The sequence below is a fragment of the Deltaproteobacteria bacterium genome, assembly GCA_020845775.1.
In the GTDB taxonomy this organism is placed as follows: domain Bacteria; phylum Bdellovibrionota_C; class UBA2361; order SZUA-149; family JADLFC01; genus JADLFC01.
Genome location: JADLFC010000051.1, coordinates 29,190 through 47,743 on the forward strand (window position 1 = coordinate 29,190; position 18,554 = coordinate 47,743).

Annotated in this window: 20 protein-coding genes; 16 read left to right on the forward strand and 4 right to left on the reverse strand. The window is 46.0% G+C overall.

The window, feature by feature from the left end; translation table 11 throughout:
- Positions 1-11: 11 nt before the first annotated feature.
- From IT291_03575 to IT291_03630, 12 genes are all read left to right on the forward strand, one after another.
- On the forward strand, positions 12-1,529 hold the full coding sequence (locus IT291_03575) for an FHA domain-containing protein (GenBank protein MCC6220304.1): 1,518 nt from the start codon (positions 12-14) through the stop codon (positions 1,527-1,529).
- Between the two features lie 45 nt (positions 1,530-1,574).
- Complete coding sequence (locus tag IT291_03580; protein MCC6220305.1) at positions 1,575-2,810, forward strand: FHA domain-containing protein; 1,236 nt, start codon at positions 1,575-1,577, stop codon at positions 2,808-2,810.
- A gap of 8 nt (positions 2,811-2,818) precedes the next feature.
- Positions 2,819-3,766 carry a hypothetical protein gene (locus IT291_03585; GenBank protein MCC6220306.1) on the forward strand — a complete coding sequence of 316 codons (948 nt, stop codon included), beginning with the start codon at positions 2,819-2,821 and terminating at the stop codon, positions 3,764-3,766.
- A gap of 23 nt (positions 3,767-3,789) precedes the next feature.
- On the forward strand, positions 3,790-4,020 hold the full coding sequence (locus tag IT291_03590; GenBank protein ID MCC6220307.1) for a hypothetical protein: 231 nt from the start codon (positions 3,790-3,792) through the stop codon (positions 4,018-4,020).
- Positions 4,021-4,054: 34 nt separating this feature from the next.
- A complete protein-coding gene (locus tag IT291_03595) occupies positions 4,055-4,540 on the forward strand; it encodes a hypothetical protein (GenBank protein MCC6220308.1) in 486 nt (161 codons plus the stop codon).
- A 30-nt stretch (positions 4,541-4,570) separates the two neighbouring features.
- Positions 4,571-5,629 (forward strand): FliM/FliN family flagellar motor switch protein, encoded by a 1,059-nt coding sequence (locus IT291_03600; protein MCC6220309.1) that lies wholly within the window; start codon positions 4,571-4,573, stop codon positions 5,627-5,629.
- Between the two features lie 23 nt (positions 5,630-5,652).
- Positions 5,653-6,363 carry an EscR/YscR/HrcR family type III secretion system export apparatus protein gene (locus IT291_03605; GenBank protein ID MCC6220310.1) on the forward strand — a complete coding sequence of 237 codons (711 nt, stop codon included), beginning with the start codon at positions 5,653-5,655 and terminating at the stop codon, positions 6,361-6,363.
- Between the two features lie 18 nt (positions 6,364-6,381).
- Positions 6,382-6,636 (forward strand): flagellar biosynthetic protein FliQ, encoded by a 255-nt coding sequence (locus IT291_03610; GenBank protein MCC6220311.1) that lies wholly within the window; start codon positions 6,382-6,384, stop codon positions 6,634-6,636.
- A gap of 130 nt (positions 6,637-6,766) precedes the next feature.
- Positions 6,767-7,492 carry a hypothetical protein gene (locus IT291_03615; GenBank protein ID MCC6220312.1) on the forward strand — a complete coding sequence of 242 codons (726 nt, stop codon included), beginning with the start codon at positions 6,767-6,769 and terminating at the stop codon, positions 7,490-7,492.
- A gap of 36 nt (positions 7,493-7,528) precedes the next feature.
- Positions 7,529-8,356 (forward strand): EscU/YscU/HrcU family type III secretion system export apparatus switch protein, encoded by an 828-nt coding sequence (locus tag IT291_03620; protein ID MCC6220313.1) that lies wholly within the window; start codon positions 7,529-7,531, stop codon positions 8,354-8,356.
- Positions 8,357-8,415: 59 nt separating this feature from the next.
- Positions 8,416-8,850 (forward strand): hypothetical protein, encoded by a 435-nt coding sequence (locus IT291_03625; GenBank protein MCC6220314.1) that lies wholly within the window; start codon positions 8,416-8,418, stop codon positions 8,848-8,850.
- A 5-nt stretch (positions 8,851-8,855) separates the two neighbouring features.
- Complete coding sequence (locus IT291_03630) at positions 8,856-9,245, forward strand: hypothetical protein (GenBank protein ID MCC6220315.1); 390 nt, start codon at positions 8,856-8,858, stop codon at positions 9,243-9,245.
- An 11-nt stretch (positions 9,246-9,256) separates the two neighbouring features.
- On the opposite strand, the gene IT291_03635 is transcribed toward IT291_03630, so the two are convergent.
- Entirely contained in the window at positions 9,257-10,006 is a 750-nt protein-coding gene (locus IT291_03635; protein ID MCC6220316.1) for a M48 family metallopeptidase, read from the reverse strand.
- On the opposite strand from IT291_03635, the gene IT291_03640 reads away from it, so the two are divergent.
- Positions 9,987-11,654, forward strand: coding sequence for a ComEC/Rec2 family competence protein (locus IT291_03640; GenBank protein ID MCC6220317.1), 1,668 nt, complete (start codon positions 9,987-9,989; stop codon positions 11,652-11,654). The two genes, IT291_03635 and IT291_03640, sit on opposite strands and share 20 nt — an antisense overlap.
- Here IT291_03640 and IT291_03645 read toward each other — a convergent pair.
- Complete coding sequence (locus tag IT291_03645; protein ID MCC6220318.1) at positions 11,637-11,987, reverse strand: hypothetical protein; 351 nt, start codon at positions 11,985-11,987, stop codon at positions 11,637-11,639. The genes IT291_03640 and IT291_03645 overlap by 18 nt on opposite strands.
- A gap of 235 nt (positions 11,988-12,222) precedes the next feature.
- Here IT291_03645 and IT291_03650 point away from each other — a divergent pair, with 235 nt between their 5' ends.
- Genes IT291_03650 through IT291_03660 form a run of 3 tightly spaced genes read left to right on the forward strand, consistent with a single transcriptional unit; the run spans position 12,223 to position 17,505 of the window.
- Positions 12,223-12,630, forward strand: a complete 408-nt coding sequence (locus IT291_03650; GenBank protein ID MCC6220319.1) for a DUF4845 domain-containing protein — start codon at positions 12,223-12,225, stop codon at positions 12,628-12,630.
- 53 nt (positions 12,631-12,683) lie between these two features.
- Positions 12,684-14,066, forward strand: coding sequence for a pyridoxal-phosphate dependent enzyme (locus tag IT291_03655; protein ID MCC6220320.1), 1,383 nt, complete (start codon positions 12,684-12,686; stop codon positions 14,064-14,066).
- A 13-nt stretch (positions 14,067-14,079) separates the two neighbouring features.
- Positions 14,080-17,505, forward strand: a complete 3,426-nt coding sequence (locus tag IT291_03660; GenBank protein MCC6220321.1) for an MFS transporter — start codon at positions 14,080-14,082, stop codon at positions 17,503-17,505.
- Positions 17,506-17,660: 155 nt separating this feature from the next.
- Here IT291_03660 and IT291_03665 read toward each other — a convergent pair whose 3' ends face one another.
- Positions 17,661-17,963, reverse strand: coding sequence for a helix-turn-helix domain-containing protein (locus IT291_03665; protein MCC6220322.1), 303 nt, complete (start codon positions 17,961-17,963; stop codon positions 17,661-17,663).
- A gap of 3 nt (positions 17,964-17,966) precedes the next feature.
- Positions 17,967-18,257, reverse strand: coding sequence for a type II toxin-antitoxin system RelE/ParE family toxin (locus tag IT291_03670; GenBank protein ID MCC6220323.1), 291 nt, complete (start codon positions 18,255-18,257; stop codon positions 17,967-17,969).
- Between the last annotated feature and the right edge of the window lie 297 nt (positions 18,258-18,554).

The following is an 18,554-nucleotide window of genomic DNA, read 5'->3' on the forward strand; positions in this document are numbered from 1 at the left end:
AAACGCTTTTTATGTTTGCACTTGAAATAAAATTTAATGATGGAATAAGCCAACCAGAGGTGTTGCTAGTAAGGCGACAGCATGTAGTCATTGGTGCGAGTGATTATGCACACGTTGTGATCGAGGGGTTTGCGGCTAATAGATGTGATCTGAAGCTGACTCGCGGTTTGGGACGGCAATTTCGTTGTCAGCCAATCATTAAATCATCTTCTAACAACAGCGGTCCACTGCCCTTTGCAGAAGGTGTTTATTCGGGCGATGTGGAACTGGAGTTAACGGAGGTATCGCTGCATATCACGGCACTAGATGTCGACTTGCAGCTGCAAAGTAACGAGTCTCCGGATAGAGCGGGGGTTCGCATTTTGCGCCAGGCACTTTCGCATGAGAGCCCGGTTTTTCCGGCCGTTAGCATATTAGGGGCGGCTTCTGTTATGGTGTCTTTCCCGGAGGATGAACCGCTGATTATTGGACGATCTAGGAAGTGTGGATTAAGGCTGGATGCTGCGGATGTTTCTAGTGAGCAGGCTCGCATTGGTTTTGAACGCGGCGGCTTTTGGATAGAGGATCTTGGTAGTAAAAATGGCAGCTTCGTAGAGGGTCGGCGCGTCAATGGTCGACAATCGCTCAAGCGAGATAGTCTGGTTACTATTGGTTCCGAGTTTGTTCTCCAAGTAATTAAGGATCAAGACGATCTAGCGGCGGTAAGCCAAGCTAAGGCTAGTGGGCGGCAGCTTAAGGAGGAGGCGCACCTCTACCCATGCCTAGTTTCTTCCTATGAGGCAGTTCAGCCTCGTCGGCTAGTGCTTTTACCTGGCTTGCGAGTGACCCTTGGAAGAGACCCTTGTAGTGATATATGGATAGAGGCGGCGCATGTGTCTCGCAATCATGCCGAGATTAATTACAGCGATACTGGAGTTCTATCGGTGACTGATCTTAGCAGTAACGGTACGTCGCTAAATGGTCAGGAGTTGCCTGCTGGTAAACCCGTCGAATTATCAACCTCGGAAACTTCGGTTCTCGACTTAGGAATGGGCGTGGAAATATCGCTGTGTTTTTCTGAGGCGGATGAGGCGAAAGTTAGTGGAGCGAGCCAATTACAATCTGCGGGCCTGCCGTGGACCGCGGTAAGTGGTGTTGCAGGGCGGCGCGGGGGCGATGGTTCCGATTCTATTGAAGTGGAAGACGATAGGGCGATTATGGGGCAGGTGTCTGGCGGAGAAAGCGGCGACGAACCGACTTTACAGAGGGCGCGAGGTGCATTTGAGGATTTAGTGCAACGAGCCCAGAGCGTTCGAGACGCTAATATTTCTGGTCTGGAGGCGAGGCAAAAGAGGGCCGGAGAGGTTTTGTTTTCTGGCGATAGTTCTAGCGCGGTCGATATGACTGATGGAATGTTGGAAGAGAATGCTAGCGCACAAGGTGGCATTGGAAGGCTTGGCCAGGTTTTTTTGTGGTTAGCCGTGGTTGTATTAGCGCTAGTGGTTGCTGAATTGTTGATTTGGTTCGTGGGTGGAAGTCGGTTAATATAAATAATTGATATTGAAATCGAGCTAATTTTTCGGAGGTATGGTTTTATGAGTATAAATGACACTGAGTTAACGTTTACGCGTTGTTCCGGGTGTCGGAGCTTGGTGCCAGCGTCTGCTAGTAGGTGTAGGATGTGTGGCGAGCTTCTTAGCAAGGAGGCTGAGTCTGCCGAAGGCAGTGTTGAGGAACAGCCCAATAGGTCTTCTAGCCGTGTTAGGCAACGGACGATGTCTTTGTCGTCTGACGATGCTAAGGCTATCGTCGACCGGGTTAAGTCCGCTTCGTCCATGAATCTAGCGAGTAGCGAAAAGCCCGCTGACAAGCCAACTGAGGCGTTTAGGTTGCGACCGCTAGATTTGGCCGCAAAAAAATCGCCATTAGCTAGCGTCTCAAAGGAGACATCGCAGTGGAAGAGTCCACTCGAATTGAGCGGGACAAAGGAGAAAGGGGAGGGTGCAAAAATTTCTCCGAGTAATATGTCAGCGGGATCCGCTGGAACTGCTACATCGTCTCCTGGCTTACAGGTGGAGGCAAAGCCTTCGACAGCTGAGGCAAGTGCTGTTCCTCAGTCGCAAAGCGTCGCCGAGGGCAAGCGCACCTCAGTGGATGTAGCGCCGAAAACCGCTGAGACTCAGTCTGGGCTTTCTGCCTCAACGCTCGCTAAGGGTGAGTTGTCGCTTAGAAAAAAGGCACGTAGGCGAAAGAAAAAGAAGGTTCAGGACGTGACCACCGCAACCAGTGCAGGAACGCTACACGTAGCAGCAAGGGAAGAGCCGGGATTGGAGAGAAAGAAGGAAAATCTGGAGCAACCTATGAGGACGCAAGGCGATGTATCTGTTCAGCCAAATGTCAAGAGTAATAAGGAGGCCCCTAAGAGTTCAGCTAAGAGCGTAGAAGCTACTGCCAAACCGCGAGAATTAGAGGAGGGTGGACTGTTTGGTTGGTTTGTGCGCTACGATGAGCAGGGTAGAGGAAGTGCTACTGAGATTCGAACTGGTCGATTTTTTGTTTCTGCTGAGAAGCTTAAGGACGTGGATTTGGTGATAGAGGACGAGACAATTTCTACACCTCATTGCGTCGTTAGGGCGAGCGTATCAGATGGATTAAGGGTTCAGGATTTACTTAGCGAGGGTGGGACTTTTGTTCGTCGTCGAAACGAGGGCAGGTTTTACGAATATTCAGACGCCGTAACGCTAGAGCATGGCGATTGGCTGCGGTTTGGGGACTACGAGGTGCTTGTCTGTTTGGTGACCTTTGCAGATGCTGCTGCTAAGAAGGTATGATGGCTTTTGTGGCGAAAAGGATAGTTGTTTGTGTTTTTTGTGTGTTGTTGCTGGGCCTTTGTGCCTGTCAGACGCAAGCACTGGTGCGCGGTCTTGGTCAAAGTGAGTCACTAGAGATTCTGGTAGCCTTAAACAGAGCTGGCATTGCTGCCGAACACATTCCGGAGTCAGCGCAGGGAACTACTAAGTACAGTATTGTCGTTGCTGCGCGCGATTATGTGCGCGCAGCAGAGGTTTTGCATGAATATGGATTGCCTAGGGATTCGACACCTAGTCTCGAGATATTGACCAAGCAAACAGGGTTTATCCCGAGCACTCAGGACATGGCGGCGATGCGTTTGTCGTTAGCGCAGAGTGCGCAAGTCGAACATTTACTTAGGGCCTTGCCGGGAGTTTTGGATGTTAGAGTGGCTATCCGCTCCATTAATAAGAAAACACTCGTAGATTTCGGAGAATCAACGGACGTAGGCGCTTCGGTAGTAATTCGCTATGCATCTCAGTCTGACAAATTGCCGTTTCTGGTTGAGGATGTAAAGCGAATAGTTACAAACAGCGTAGTGGGGTTGCGGAGCGAAAATGTACTTCTTTCTCTTTCGCGAGTCGTTTTGCCGTCCGGTGACTCCATCGTTGCTTACAGCGAAGGAGATGTCGGAGGCGGAGGTAGCGGCAGACTTGTGCCGTTGGTAACTTTGTCGCCATTTGCGTTTCAGGTGCCTAGTTCGCAAAAAAAGGATGCTCAAAATCGTCTGGCAATGGTGGGCGTTGTCGCGATGCTGTCTGCTGGGGTAGTTGGCCTTTACCTTGGTCGATTGTTTGGGCATGGACGAAAGAAAGATTACAACACGGCGGGTATGGGATACGACGTTCGGTCACAGGATTTATTGATAGATTCGCCGCTTAATAATTCTGAGAGGCCGCCAAGGTTACAAGGTGGCGAAGGGCCAAGAGCGCGTTAATAGAGCAAAAGGATCGTTTTGTTATGTCGGATCTCGGCAGATTTAGGGCTTTGTCGGTAAGAGAGCGTGCTGTAGTGGCATTGGGAGTTCTTCTCGATGGACGAGATGCGAGCGACTTCTTGCTTTGTGATAAGGAGCGATCCGCTGCTCTATCCCGGGCTGCGGCTGATTTGGCTGTCTTGCAACCGGAGCTTAGGATGTCATTGTTGGGAAGCTTATTGCGCGAGGCGCTGGCGCATTTGGAACGGGAGTGAGGAGTGTCGTTATTAACGAGGTTGTTTTTGGCATATGCATGGCGCGGACAAACTCGAAACTTTGCTTAGGGCTAGAGAGGTGGCGGTTGAAGATGCTACGCGCAATCTGAGGAAAGTTGAGTCTGTGTTGGAGGCGAGAAGACAGAAATGCGAAGAGCTTGGGAAAAAAAAGAGTCGCTTGCTTGCGCAACTTAACGAATTACGAGGTTCAGCTCGATTCGATGCGCTTCGTGTGGGGAATGTGAATATGGTCGCTTCGGTTACGCACTATGTTAAGCGACTCGTGCAGCAGGTGTCTGGGATTGAGGGATTGTTGGCTGAACGTCAAGAGGAATATCGAAGAGCGCAGGAGCATCTTGCCATGGCTCACGAAGATTTGGTTCAGGCTAGGGTAGAGAAGGGCAAGGTTGAAAAGCTAATTAGCAATAGGAGGCAATCGGAGTATTTGGCAGAAGAGGCTCGCGAGGAGACTCTTTTAGATGAAGTAAACAGTGCGAGGGCAAGAGGCACTGTGAAATAGTGGAAATAATAATGAAGCGTTATTAATAATATGCGAGCGCATGGCAAGATATCAGATAGTGGCGAGGCTAAACTTGCAGTATGGCAGCCAGCTCAAGCTTTGACTGAGCCGGACAGCGAGGAAGTTCGTTTGTGCGTTGGGTTTTTGAGAGCCGATTTGAGCAAGTTCTTCGGCTCGTTTGCTGATGATTGGCTATCGCTATTCCATGTTTTAGATGTCAAGGTCGATAATTTCGAGGTACAAACTGTTCTAGAGTTTCCGGAAGATTTAGAAAGAGTGATGCCGATAGAGGTTGATGGCGAAGCAGCTGTAATTGGGCTTGATGCGGCCACGGAAAAGTGCCTACTCGATATGGTTTCAAAGCAGTATACGGATGCCGGAGCGGATATTATTATTGAGTATTTAGAGCGAAGATTTATTTCGACCTTGTGCAAAAGTTGGAGTGGCTCCGCGCCTTTAAACGCCGTGTTCATTCCGCAACAGAATGAACGGTCTGTGGAAGTGGTTGGGGTGGTGAGGTTGTTTTTTAAGTTGGCGAATACTAAATGTGTGGTTTGTGTAGGTCTCGGACCGCGATTGCTTTCACTTCTCGACAGATGTTGGCGCGATTACGTGGTTCAGTCCCAAAAGACACAAGTTTCTCGGATGGATGCTAAGAAGGAGCGACACGTTAGTTTTCAGCTTGCCGAAATTGCAGTTCCGCCGGCAATGTTAATAGATTATCTCAAGGCAGGTACTCTAATAGATTTGGAGGTGCCAGTGTCTGACGCCGTTACTCTGCGTTTAGATGGAAGGAAGTGGGCAAGCGGGCGTCTCTGCCAGTTTAAGGGCAAATTTGCCGTGCAAATAGTGGATTTTGATATTCGCCAATCCAATATTCCATCTGGAAATACGCATATACAGATTGAAATTGCAGGTGCGTCTTTAGATGAGAGAACTCTACTCGAGCATTCAAGCCCTAGGGTCTATATTCTTACCGAAGAGGTATTGAGCCCAACTGCCTCATTAATCATTGGGGGCGAGAAAGTGGCTGAGGCTACCATTGTCGAAGTGAATTCAAGATTTGCTTTAAATGTCTTGCCCAAATAGACATAATGCGTCATGCAGTTGGAATGAATGCAGAAATTTCATTTGCACAATTCTTGTCAGTTATTGGTAGTTTGGAACTATCCCTAGTAGGGCTGCTAGTTCTTTGTTTTTTTGCGCTTGTTTTTAGCGCATATATTAAGATTGTAACGGTACTTGGGATAGTTCGGGTGGGCTTTGGCGTTGGCGGGCTTCCATCGGCTTTTGTGACCAGTGGTCTTGCTCTAGTTTTAACTTTCTTTGTCATGATGCCAACAATTGTTGGTTCTATTGGGAAAGTGCATGGAGTTTCGCCGGGAGAAAATAGCGCCGTCAAGGGCTCTTTACAAGCTGCTAATAGATTTGAAGCGGGCTTATCTCGTTGGAAGGAGTTTCTGCAAAAGCATTCACGCGCAGAGGAGGTTGAAAAATTTAGCTTACTTGCCCGAAATCTTGAGGCCGCTGGTGGCCATCCGGAATCTGACATCACCGATAAGCAAATAGCCAGTTTGCGCAGTAGCTGGCAAGTTTTAGCGCCGGCATTCGTAGTGTCGCAGCTCAAAGAGGCGTTCCAGACTGGATTGTCTGTGTTCTTGCCTTTCTTGGTCATCGATTTGTTGCTTGCTAATGTTCTCGTTGCCGTAGGACTTTCTCAGATTAATCCTCTCATAGTTTCGTTTCCTTTTAAACTATTGCTATTTGTAATGGTCGATGGATGGATATTGATTACTACTAACTTGGTGCAAACGTATGCTTAGGCGAGTTGGGGTATTGAGATGAGCTGGGAAGTTTTGGTCAATGCGCTTGGTTTAGCAGTGGAGCTAAGTATTCCTCTTGTAATTGTGGCGCTAGTCGCAGCCATTGTTGCAGGAGTTTTGCAGGCTGCTACTCAAATTAACGATGACGTTATTAGTTTTAGTTTGAAATTATTTTTAGTGGCCGGAGCTCTCTACCTCTACAGTGGGCACCTTATTTCTCACGTTGCAGAGTTTTCTCAAAGAGTCTGGGGCGGCACTGATTATTATTATTGAAGTAATGGATGCAACTTGCGTTTTTTCACAGCATTTTTTCGCACTATTTGTTCGTGTAGCGACGTTTACTCTGGCTCTCAGTCTGCTGCCTACGCGGATTTTGCCGAGAATTGTAGCAGTAGCGTTGGCTGTGTCGATGCTTTTTTTTTTCGGCATTGGAAAAGCCGTGGAGACCTGTGATTTGCTGTCGATACAGCGGTTGCTTCAGTCGCAACTAGCACCTACTCTTTCGAGTATCGTTTTTGAAATTAGTGTGGGTGTTGTGATGGCGGTGTTTATTGGCGTCGTTGGCTATGGCGCTAATCTTGCTGGTTTGTGGATCTCAGAGATGATTGATTTTCGAGTATGTGGCTTGGAAGAAGATGATGATTTTTGGGGTACTAAAATATTTAGCGCCGGTCGCGGCTTACTTTCGGCTTTTTTGCTTTTTTTCGTCACGACTACTTTTGTTGAATCTTCAAGTGGCCTTTCAGCGTTGTTCTCGTTTATGGCGGAATCTATTTTATTTGTTAGCCCGGCTATTGAGCTCGACGCGCTAATGAGTAGCTCTTATATAGTAAAGAATGTAATTGTTGCAGCAGCAAGCGGAGCATCTTATCTAGGTTTAACTATCATTATCCCACTATTAATAATTGCGTTGATAGTAGATTTGTCTTTTTTTCTAGCAAATCGGTATTTTCGATCCTTAGCCCGGACATCGGCGTTAGTCAGTGTAAGGATGCCTATTGTTCTTTTATTGTTTTCACTGACTTTGTATTGGCAGGCCGATAAACTCGTCGATACATTCGAGAAGTCGGTTTCTGCGGATGCCGTTCAGAGCTGGTTAACGCAGTTAACAAGAATGAAAGAACCTTAAGAACGAGGTATAGGGGGAAGTTTAAGAACATAACCGATGTCAGTCGAAAACAAACAATTTCCGGCAACTGAAACTAAGTTGCGCCGTCTTCGCCAAGCGGGGACTGTCGCTTTTAGCGCCGATTTCACGTCGTTTGGCGTTACCATTGGTTTTTTTGTTGGCGTAGGTGTTTTTTTACTTAGACAAGTGGATGAACTGCTGCCTTTTTTGAAGGCGTTTTGGGCTGGCGGTAGAGTTAATGTTGCAGGTGCCGAAAGCGTCTCAAGTGCTTTTAAAGTTCTGTTAGAAGCAAGTGCTTGTTTCCTTCTTGCCGTTCTAACAATAGTTGTTTTACTGGGATTTTATCAGACTCGTTTCTTGTTTACACTAATTCCACTTAGGCCGAGTCTCGCTAGTTTTGCCTCCCTAGGGCGCAATTTGTTTGGCGATTTTTCAGGGCGTGTGAGCCAAGTATTCTTTGCGACGATTAAGGTTTTGGCCTGGGTAGTTGTGGTTGTCCTTTTTATGCTTCACTGTATCTCGGAAATGCCGCAGAATCTTGTGGAGATAGATGGCGCTGTGAGAACCTCCGTTGCTGAGGCGGATTATGCTGCTAAACAGGAGTTTAATGGAGTTAAGGCGGAAAGTGAGGTTACTATTGCCTTTCGCAATTACTATCGATCGTTTGGGCGCTATTTGTTATTCTTTTTTGCTGTAATACTTGGTTTTTCTTTTTTTGTTGGTATCTTGTCGCGATTCGTGGTCGTGGTGGCGTATGCTAATAAGCATAAGATGTCACGTGCGGAGATTGAAGCTGAAAATAGAGAGTCGGAGGCGTCGCCAGAAATGAAGACGGCAATGAAGGCGTTAATCCAAGAAGAATAGGATAAGAACCAAATGCAACATAGAGATAGTGTTTTGGTTAGTAGGAAAAGTTATTAACAATGGTATCAACTACGAGGAGAAAGACGGGAATAGTTGAAACTGGCAAGCGAGGTGGAAAGGCAGGCGATGTTTTGGAAGTTTCTGCCGATGCCTTGCCCGAAGATGAGCCGATAGTGGGTGCGCAGGGTATTAGTGGCCAAGTTAGACTTGAGCAAACAGGTATAACGGGCGAGCGACCTCCTAGAATAGGCGAGGTTTATCCTGGAAAGGCAAATCTGTCCGTCATGCCGTTTGCAGTGTTGCTCCCTGCGCTGGGAGATCTCCGGCGACTCAATGCATTAAAGCAGGAGTTTAGCGAACGAATCGAATTATTGTCGGAGCACGATCCGAATATCGATGAGGCATCCGCGAAAAGGCGCTCAAGCGAGATGTCAATGCTTACGCAGGTGTTGACTTGGCTAACGGTGGGAGAAAATAAGGGAATTAGGGATTAGCCACAATGTATAGTGATGAGGATGTCTTTGCAATCTACGAGTTAGGCAGGCTCTATTATGAAATGGGCTATTTTACGCCAGCCGAGCGAATTTTTAGCGGCCTTTCTACTGTGGACGATAACAGGACACCAGCGCGATTGGCGGTCGGGTTGATTAAGCTTGAACGCGGACTTTTTAAGGATTCAATAAAGTATTTTAGAGCTGCAATTGAGGAAAGTCACTACACGCTTCCCGCAAAATTGGCTTTGTGTGCGGCTTTTATTGCCGAAAAAGAAATGTCGCGCGCTAAAACTATGCTAATAGAGATTGCCCCACAGTTGGAACAACTTCCGTCACGCCTTGCCGGGATGAGGATTCTTTGGGAAGCTTTGGTTCTTAGGTGTGAGGAAGGTTAGGAGTAAAATATTTAACTTACTTTTTGGAAACGGTTTAGGTAGCGCTTCATTCTTGCAAATTCTCTAGTGTTGCTGATTGAATATTTGGGTTGCGGGCGAGTAGCTATTAGCTTTAGCAGCATAGCTTGTCTTTTTTTTACCCAGTCTGCATTTTCACTGAACGGTTTTCTCTGGTTTTGGCGATAAATAATATCGAGGGCCGTAAGCGCATGGCTTATGTCATAGGCGGCTAACTCGAGAATATGCGTGCTCATAACATCTGCCGCGATTTCGTTTCCAATTGAGAAGTAATACTGCGGGGCATTTGTATGGCCATCAGGTGGGCGCGGAGATTGCAACACATGCCCAAGTAAAGAGTGGGACATCTCATGAGCTACTATGGCCGCAAGTTCAGCCTCGTTTTGCAGATTCCTTAACAAACCTTTTGTGAGCAAGATGACATTATCTCCAGCAAAGAATGCGTTCTCTGAGTCAATATCGAGGACGAGGAGTTTCCAAGAATTAACGGCCCAAGAACTAACGCCTGAGTGCTTTCTGGTAAACTTCAGGTTAGCTACTTGAGCAGCTTTAGCTAGTTTATCTTCGAGGTTGTCTAAATAATGGTCGAGAGGCGCATGATTTACCAAGCCAAAAGTGTCAATAAACCAGGCTATCGAATTGCTTTCAGCGCCAGGCACAGGGCCGGACTTCGATGGCGATGATGGGCTACACGAGAGAGAAAGCGATGCTGCGAGAAAAAAAATGAGATTCCGGAAATTCATATGTAATTGTTTTCGAGCCACCTGTCGTTTTGCCAATAACGATAGCGTAGAAATAGTGATGTTGCTAGCGCTTATTATGCTTAGTCAGCTTAGGGTTATTGTCGGACGAGAAGTATCATTTCTGCTCATATGCGGCTTAGGTATGTTGTGTTTTTGTTTTGCGGCATTGTCCTTAAGACAAGGATTCTCCGTTACGTCCATTAATAAGTGCCTTTGTCGCCTGCTGTTCTGCGCTGCCTTAGCAGCAGCCGTTTCCTTGTTAGCAATTAATGTCTTGCCTACTGAAGCTGCTATCCTCAAATTGAGAGCTATTGCGATAGATCAAGATTCTCATTTTAGCAGGAGCAGGAGCTCGCTGCTAAAAGGCAAAGTGGTTGGCTCTCTGGAACGCGCAAGAGTAGGGGAGCTAAGAGTAACGGTGTATTCCGAGGAGATAGGGGGAAAAGTTTTGCTCACATCCTCAGATTTGCCGTGGTCGCCGCTTGCTGACTTAATAGCGGGCGATAAAATAGCGGTGCGTGCAAAACTATCTCCCGTCGTAACTCAGGGAGAAAGCCGTCCTCCTATCTTTTCTTATCGTGGGTTCTTGTATAGAAGGGGAATAGTCGCGCAGGGTGCCGTAGAGCGAGTAGTGGCAACGAGCAAAATAGAGGATAGTGCGCGAAAGCGCCTCGTTACCAAGCTAATTGAGCGGCTAATCGCAGAAATGGGGCCGAGTGACTCTTTAGATGTTTTACTGGCGCTTACAGTTGGCGAGCGGGCAGTGGTTGCGTATGAAGTGGAGCAACTTTTTAGAGATACTGGGACTTCGCATATTTTGGTGGTATCTGGCTTCCACGTAGGGATGATTTACATGCTCATATTTGTTTGTATAAAATGGCTCGTTGGGCGAATCCCCGTATTGCTTTTGTTCATGCGTGCCGAGTTGCTGGCAGCTGTTGTAGGCTATTTTGCCACTTGGTTTTACGCACTGGTGGTGGGGCTGTCGCCAACGGTGGTTAGATCCATGTCGGCTATTTCTCTGGTGGTGCTTGGCTTAGCTCTTGGGCGGAGTCGTCAAGCGATAAGAAGCCTGCTGGTGGCCTTTCTCGTGGTAGCTTTTGTTTGGCCAGCGGCATTTTTGGATGTTGGCTGTCAATTGACTTTTTTTGCGATATTTGGATTGCTATGGAGCAGCGATATTTGTGATCGCATAAAGGCAAAATGCCTTAGCGTTAAAGGGAGCAAGTTGTCATTATTTTTAATTGCCAACTGTGTTACCTGCTTTTGTGCCTGGTATTGCACCGCGCCAATAGTGCTATTGTGGTTCAATTCCATCGTTCCCATGGGGCCGCTCATAAATGTCATAGCAGTTCCTATGTTTAGCGTTGCCATTATTGTGGGAATTGTGGCTATAGTTGCCTTTGGGCTAGCGTTGCCATTTTCCGACTTGCTAATTCGAATAGTCCTAAGGCTCGTGGACTATTTGCTTGTGATGCTTGCAGAGCTAGATAGTGTCGCGAAGAGCGCAAGAGTGGGTGTCATAGCCTTGGCGCCAGCCACAAGTCAAGTAATAGCAGTATTGTTTGTGCTAGGATTTCTTTTATATGTGACTATTGTCTCAATAGCTGCCAAGAACGAAAGCGAACACTCAGTGTGGCCTTACTAGGAAAGCGATAGCAATTAGTAATGTGCCTAGCAGCAAAAAAATTTTTCCACCAGTCTTAACCAAATTGTATAGCTCAATACGAGCTTGGGCCTTTTCGCGACGGGCATACAAGAGATCCCGCGTCGTTTTTGTTTGCTGAACGCGACGAAGCGGAAAGGCATTTGTTACTTCGCTCGCAGCTTCGGCGCTAGAAAGATTTTTTAGCATCGATTCGTATTCTAAACCCTTATAATAGCCAATGCTCAGGTTGCCCAGGCCAAGCAGTAATAGAAAAGCTCCAATTACGGGGATGGCGCGCAACAAACGAGACGTATGACTATTAGGCGAAATCATTGGTACTTAGTTTATAGACAATTGGCCAATATTTGCAACAATATAGTCAAGTAATAATCGAAATGCCCTATACTTAGCTGTTATGGATTTCTTTGATTGCAGCAGATGAAATGGCGTGGCAAGGTACAAGTCAATTAATTTTGCTTTTTGTGGCGTTTCTGTCATCAAACTAATTTGGTCTGTTTGGATCAGGTGTTTGTCGGACGGCCTCTTATCTTTTTCGGGGTTTTTGGTCATGCAAAAAATAAAAGCGAGTACAGCAAAGGTAAAGTTGTCATCGAACGGCGGAATTGGTCGCTTGTCCATACTGCTTATAATTCTTCTAGTCGTTTCTAGCGTATACGTTGGCAATCAGGTTATACCGTTTTATTACTATTATCATGAGATTTCTGGCTTGATGGAGAATCAGGCGGCGAAGGCCAGTATTTTTAGTGATGAGCAGATTAGAAAAACGCTCATGAAGCAAATTAAGAAGCTCGAGTTACCTATCGGGGAGGAAGAAGATTTAAAGATAAACAGGTTTGATGGCAAGATTTTAATTGAACTCGAGTATGAGGAAGTTCTTTATCTCGATTTAGGCGAGGATAGAGTTTACGACTTATACGTCTTTAAGTTTAATCCACGAGTTCAACGGAGTTATTAATAGCATGTCGGGAAACGTTTGCATTTACAATTTTGTTTATTGAGGTGGTTGCCATGAAGACATTCGATAATGTTTTGCAGTTAATTGGGAAAACCCCCCTGGTAAGAATCAATAAACTGGTCGCTCCACAGTCGGCTTGTCTTTATGCAAAACTCGAATATTTTAACCCAGGTGGATCTATAAAAGATCGCATGGCAGCACATATCGTGGAATGTGCCGAACGGAGGGGAGATCTAAAACCAGGAGGCACAATAGTTGAAAGTACTTCGGGAAATACTGGTCTAGGACTGGCAATTGTTGGAGTGGTTAAAGGATATAGAACTATATTCACAATCCCCGATAAGATGAGCCAGGAAAAAATTAACATGCTAAAAGCCTTCGGCTCTGAAGTCATAGTCACTCCTACGGATGTGTCGCACGATTCCCCAGAGCACTATGTGGAAGTTGCCAAAAGAATTGCCCGCGAAACAAAAAATGCTTTTCATATTAACCAGTACGACAATTTGGACAATCCAGAGATCCATTATCGAACTACTGGCCCGGAGATCTGGGAGGATACTGATGGCAAGGTCGATTGTTTAGTTGCTGCTATCGGAACTGGAGGAACCGTATCGGGAACGGCAAGGTATCTCAAGGAGAAAGCTAAGGAGCAGAATCGAAATGTAACTGTGGTTTGCCCCGATCCGATTGGAAGCGTTTTTGCTGATCTGTTTTATGGCCGCGAAGTCAAGAAGCCTAGAACTTATAAGGTAGAGGGCATAGGGCAGGATGCCATGGTGGGTGCTTTGGACATGTCAGTCATCGATGAAATTGTAAATGTTTCGGACAAGGATTCCTTTTTGACCGCCCGAAAGATGGCGCGAGAGGAGGGCATTTTTGCTGGAGGGTCTAGTGGTACAATAATGTTTACCGCCCTACAGGTGGCTAAGGATTTGGGGCCAGGCAAAATAGTAGTGGCCATTGTTTGCGACTCTGGAGATCGATACATAAGCAAGCAGTTTAACGACGAGTGGATGCGCGACATGGGATTCCTCGAATCTTTCAATAATTTGGCAAGCGTCAAGGATGTAATGCTGTCGAGTAGCTCTAAGATCGAGTATGCGGGTGCTGAGGAAGCAATCTCTAGTGTGGTTTTGCGTATGAGTTCTCTTGGTATATCGCAAATGCCCATAAAGCCAGCTAGTGGCAAGGTGGAGCTAATGGTGCGAGAGGTTGATTTGCTGCATGCGCTTGTCAATGCTACAGCTCGGGCGAACGACCCCGTAAAATCTATTGGCAAGCCCATAAGGAGCAAGGTTTTTATGGGCGATACCATAAGCGTTTTAAATCGCGTCTTTGAGACTAGCGATGTGGCCATAGTTGTTGATAAGGCCGATAACGTAACGGGCATTGTTAGTAAAATCGATCTCGTTAAGTTTCTCACGTCTAGATCCTAGGTGAGACTTGGATTTGCTAGATGTAAGATCCAAAGAATGTTCGTCCATCGGCTTTAAAGCACTGATGGCCACTCAGTTTCTTGGTGCGCTTAATGACAACATTTATAGATTTGTAGTTTCTCTTCTCATTTTGGATCTATTTGTCAAGGATGGTGCGGGCGTTGGTTTCTTAGCGCTTTCGGAGGGACTTCTCGTTTTGCCTTTTATACTGTTTTCCACTTATGCAGGTTATTTAGCGGATCGCTTTAGCAAGTCAGGAATTATCAGAATGATGAAAGCTTTTGAGGTTCTCATCATGAGTGGCGCATTATATTGTTTTTGGTCGCAAAATATTGTCGGACTGTTGCTTCTCTTGTTCTTATTGGGGCTACACAGCGCGATATTTAGTCCCTGCAAGTACGGCATATTGCCGGAGATTTTGGCTGAAGAGAATTTATCTAAGGGCAATGGCTATCTTGAATTCTGGACTTTTTTAGCCATAGTCTTTGGAACTTCACTTGGAGGTTTAGTCAAAGCTGTTTCGACTCCACCGTATATCTTGCCTGGTGTTATAGTTTTGGCGATAGCTAGCTGTGGGTTGTTCAGTAGCTTTTTTGTTCCACGGACGGTTGCGGGCGAAAATGTCTTAAAATTTAAACTTAACTTTATAAGCGATTTTAGATCGACTATTAGCGAAATAAGACAGCACCGCGAACTTTTTTTAGCGGTCATAGCCATAAGCTTCTTTTGGGGAATGGGAGCGATTATTCGGCTAAATGCGTTAATATTTGAAAAATTCACCGTGCAAGCTAGCGAGTTTGAAACCGCTATCTTTTTTACGATCTTTGCCTTAGGCATAGGCTTAGGAAGCGTTGCAGCGGGTATCGTCTCTGCCGGGAAGGTGGAGCTGGGGCTAGTTCCTCTGGGTGCAATGGGGATCGCGGCATTTAGCTGTATGTTGTCACTGGTGGATGACTCGCCATTTCTGGCGCACAGTTCTATTGCCCTTTTAGGGTTAAGTGGCGGTTTTTTTATAGTTCCGCTTAATTCTTTTCTTCAGCGATATAGCATAGCATCTAGCCGTGGACGGTATATTGCAGCTACCAATCTTTTGTCCTTTGTTGGCGTGCTAGCAGCCAGTGGAGCTGTATGGGTTTTTATCGACATCCTGGGCTTAACTCCTCGGCAGGTATTTTTGTGCTGTGCTGTCGTTACTGCCGCAGTATCCGTTTATATTGTTCGAACTATGCCGCAGATGTTGCTTCGCTGCTTAAATTGGCTGTTTTCGCACACTATTTACCGCTTGAGGGTTTTTGGCAAGGAGCACGTTCCAGAGACTGGCGGAGCTCTGCTAGTTTGCAATCACGTTTCTTATGTAGATCCTTTGTTACTGTTAGCGAGTATAGAGCGGCCTATTAGATTCTTGATGTATCGGCCCATCTACGAGCATCGTCTCATTAATCCAATTGCGAGAGCTGTGCGCGCAATTGCGGTTTCATCTGAAGATAAGCCGCGGGAGATCGCTCAATCTCTGTCGCAGGCGCGCGCTGCTATCGAAGCTGGCGAGCTCGTGTGCATATTTGCCGAAGGCGCTATTACGCGCACAGGAAATCTGCTGTCGTTTCGCAAAGGTTTTGAACGCATCATGAAGGGCGCTAGCGAGGCACCTATAATTCCAGTGCATTTAGACGAGCTATGGGGCAGCATTTTTAGCTTTAAGGGTGGGAGGTTCGTCTGGAAAAGACCTAAACGCTTGCCATATCCAGCGACTATTTCGTTTGGAAGGCCTTTATGTAGCAAAACTCCGGCGCACGAGGTGCGGCAAGCGGTGCAGGAGCTAGGTAGTAACGCTTTTCGTTATCGACGAGATGCCGACAAACTACTGCACGCTGGCTTTGTGTCAGAAGCTAGGAGGCACCCGCTTAGAGCTTGTATGGTAGATAGCCAGGGTCAGGCGCTTAACTTTGGACAAGTTTTAGTTCGAGCATTTGCTCTAGCTGAAAGTTTTAGGACTAGCGGTTTTTCGGGCCCTGCGATTGGGCTACTGCTTCCGCCGGGAACTGCGGCTGCAATTTGCAACATAGCTGCGCTCTTAGCCGGTAAAATAGTTGTCAATCTCAATTACACGCTTTCCCAAGAGGCGATTGAGAGCGCAGTAGCAAAGAGCGGGATTTCAACAGTTGTTTCGGCTAAAGAATTTATACAGCACCTAAATTATTCTCTCTCAAGTAAAGTAAAGATAAATTTCGTAGAAGAGTTAGCAAATGAGCTAGGAGTTTTGCAAAAGATAGAATCTTTTTTAAAGGCAGTTTTTCTACCTATTAGAAGCGAAGCTAATGATAATTTGGCAACTTTAATATTTTCTAGCGGAAGTACTGGAGACCCCAAAGGTGTAATGCTTTCTCACGGCAACATCGCCTCAAACGTCTGTGCGGTGTGCGACGTTTGTCAGGTGAGAAATGGAGACGTAGTTGTGGGCATTTTGCCGTTTTTTCATTCCTTTGGGTTTATGGCCACTCTTTGGCTTCCCTTACTTTCTGGCATTAAAGTAGTATATCACAGCAACCCAACTGATGTGGCTACTATCGGCATGATGGTTGAGCGGCATAAAGCTACTATGATAATGACGACCCCTACGTTTTTAGCCATGTATACGCGAAAGTGTAGCGAGCAGCAGTTTGCATCTTTAAGATACGTGGTTGTAGGCGCCGAAAAACTTCCGGTCGCTACGGCTAGTGCTTTTGCGAAGAAGTACGGCATTATGCCGCGCGAGGGTTATGGTGCCACTGAGCTTTCGCCAGTAGCTATGTTAAATATCGATAGCTTTGTCGATGGCAATAACGGACAGGTGGGTGAAAAGTTGTCGACGGTAGGACATCCCTTGCCGGGAGTAGCTGTAAAAATTGTAGATGTGGAAACGCACCAAACGCTTGCTCCCAACACTGAAGGGCTTTTGTTAGTAAAAGGTCCGAATGTTATGCTGGGATATTGGCAGGATGAGGAAAAAACTAAAGAAGTAATTGAGAACGGCTGGTATATTACTGGCGACATAGCGCGTATCGATGAGGACGGCTTTGTAACCATTACCGATCGCTTATCCCGCTTTAGCAAAATCGGCGGCGAAATGGTTCCGCACGTTAAAATTGAAGAAGAAATCCAAAAAGTCTTAGGAACCGACGAAAGGCGCTGCGTAGTTGTTGGCGTGCCCGATGAGAGAAAGGGCGAGAAGCTAGTAGTCTTAAGTCTTGGCGAACTAGATGCTAACCACATTGTAAAGCAACTAAGAGAACGCGGCCTTTCTAATCTATGGATTCCCAAACCCGAAAATTTTATCCCCATCGATGCGTTCCCAATTCTAGGCAGCGGCAAGCTCGATTTGCGGGCGCTTAAGCAATATGCGCTAGGGAGATTAGGGAGTCCTGGCGACGCTGATAACAGTGCGTCGCTACGCTCGTACTAGTATCGAGGTCGCTAGAATATGCAAGCATTTATAGCATTTAGAAAAAGGATTTTTGTAAATGGTATAAACAGCAAGTGCGTAAGCACTTGCCAATAAACAACAAATACCGTTTCCAAACAGTAACTTAAATATTTTACTTTCTGGAAACAGTATAGCTAGGCAGCTACCTTTTCGGGGTTTGAGACTTTTTTTGTGACAATCTTATAGTCATATCCCAACATAGAAAGGATTTTTAAAAGAGTCTCAAAAGAAATATTTTTTGTTCCTAAGCCACTTTCCACCTTGGCAATCCATGACTGGGATTTGCCAAGCATTTTCGCTAGGTCTTCTTGGGTCAAACTATGCTTCTTTCGTGCTGCCTTAATTTTCCTGACTAAATCGTGCTTCGCTCTAACCTCAGAATAGTCAATTCCCAGCTTCTCTGCTAGTTCTTCTAGGTTTAATTTCTCCCATGGCATAATTTACAACTCCTTTAACCTTCTTAATGCGAGTCGCAATTCTTTTTGCGGCGTCTTTTGAGTTTTTTTCGTAAACCCATGAAGCAAGTAAACAGCCTCACCCACCTTGATATAATAGATAATGCGATATGCTCCAGAACTATCTCTCGCCCTTATCTCGTGCAACCCCTTATGGATATTTGCCAAACTCCTGCTTAGTGGCATCGGGAGCGTTTCACCATCCTCAAGTAATGTAAGCGCATCGTAGACTACCTCTTGCACTGTGGATGAAAGCGTCTTTATAAACTCCTCCACAGGCTTTCTACCTGATACTGTCCGATAGTGACGAATATCCACAACAATATGATTATGACCTATTGGTAATATTTTGTAAATATTATACCGTTTCCAAACAGTAACTTAAATATTTTACTTTCTGGAAACAGTATTTGCTGTTTATACCATTTACAAGAATCCTTTTTGTAAATCACCGATTTTCACGAAAGCAATTCACCCTAATTGAGGCCAATCTAGATCCAAGCAATTCTCAAAAGTCAGTGTAAAATTAACTAGTTAGCGGTGACTGGTTCTCGTCGGTGACAGTAGAATTAG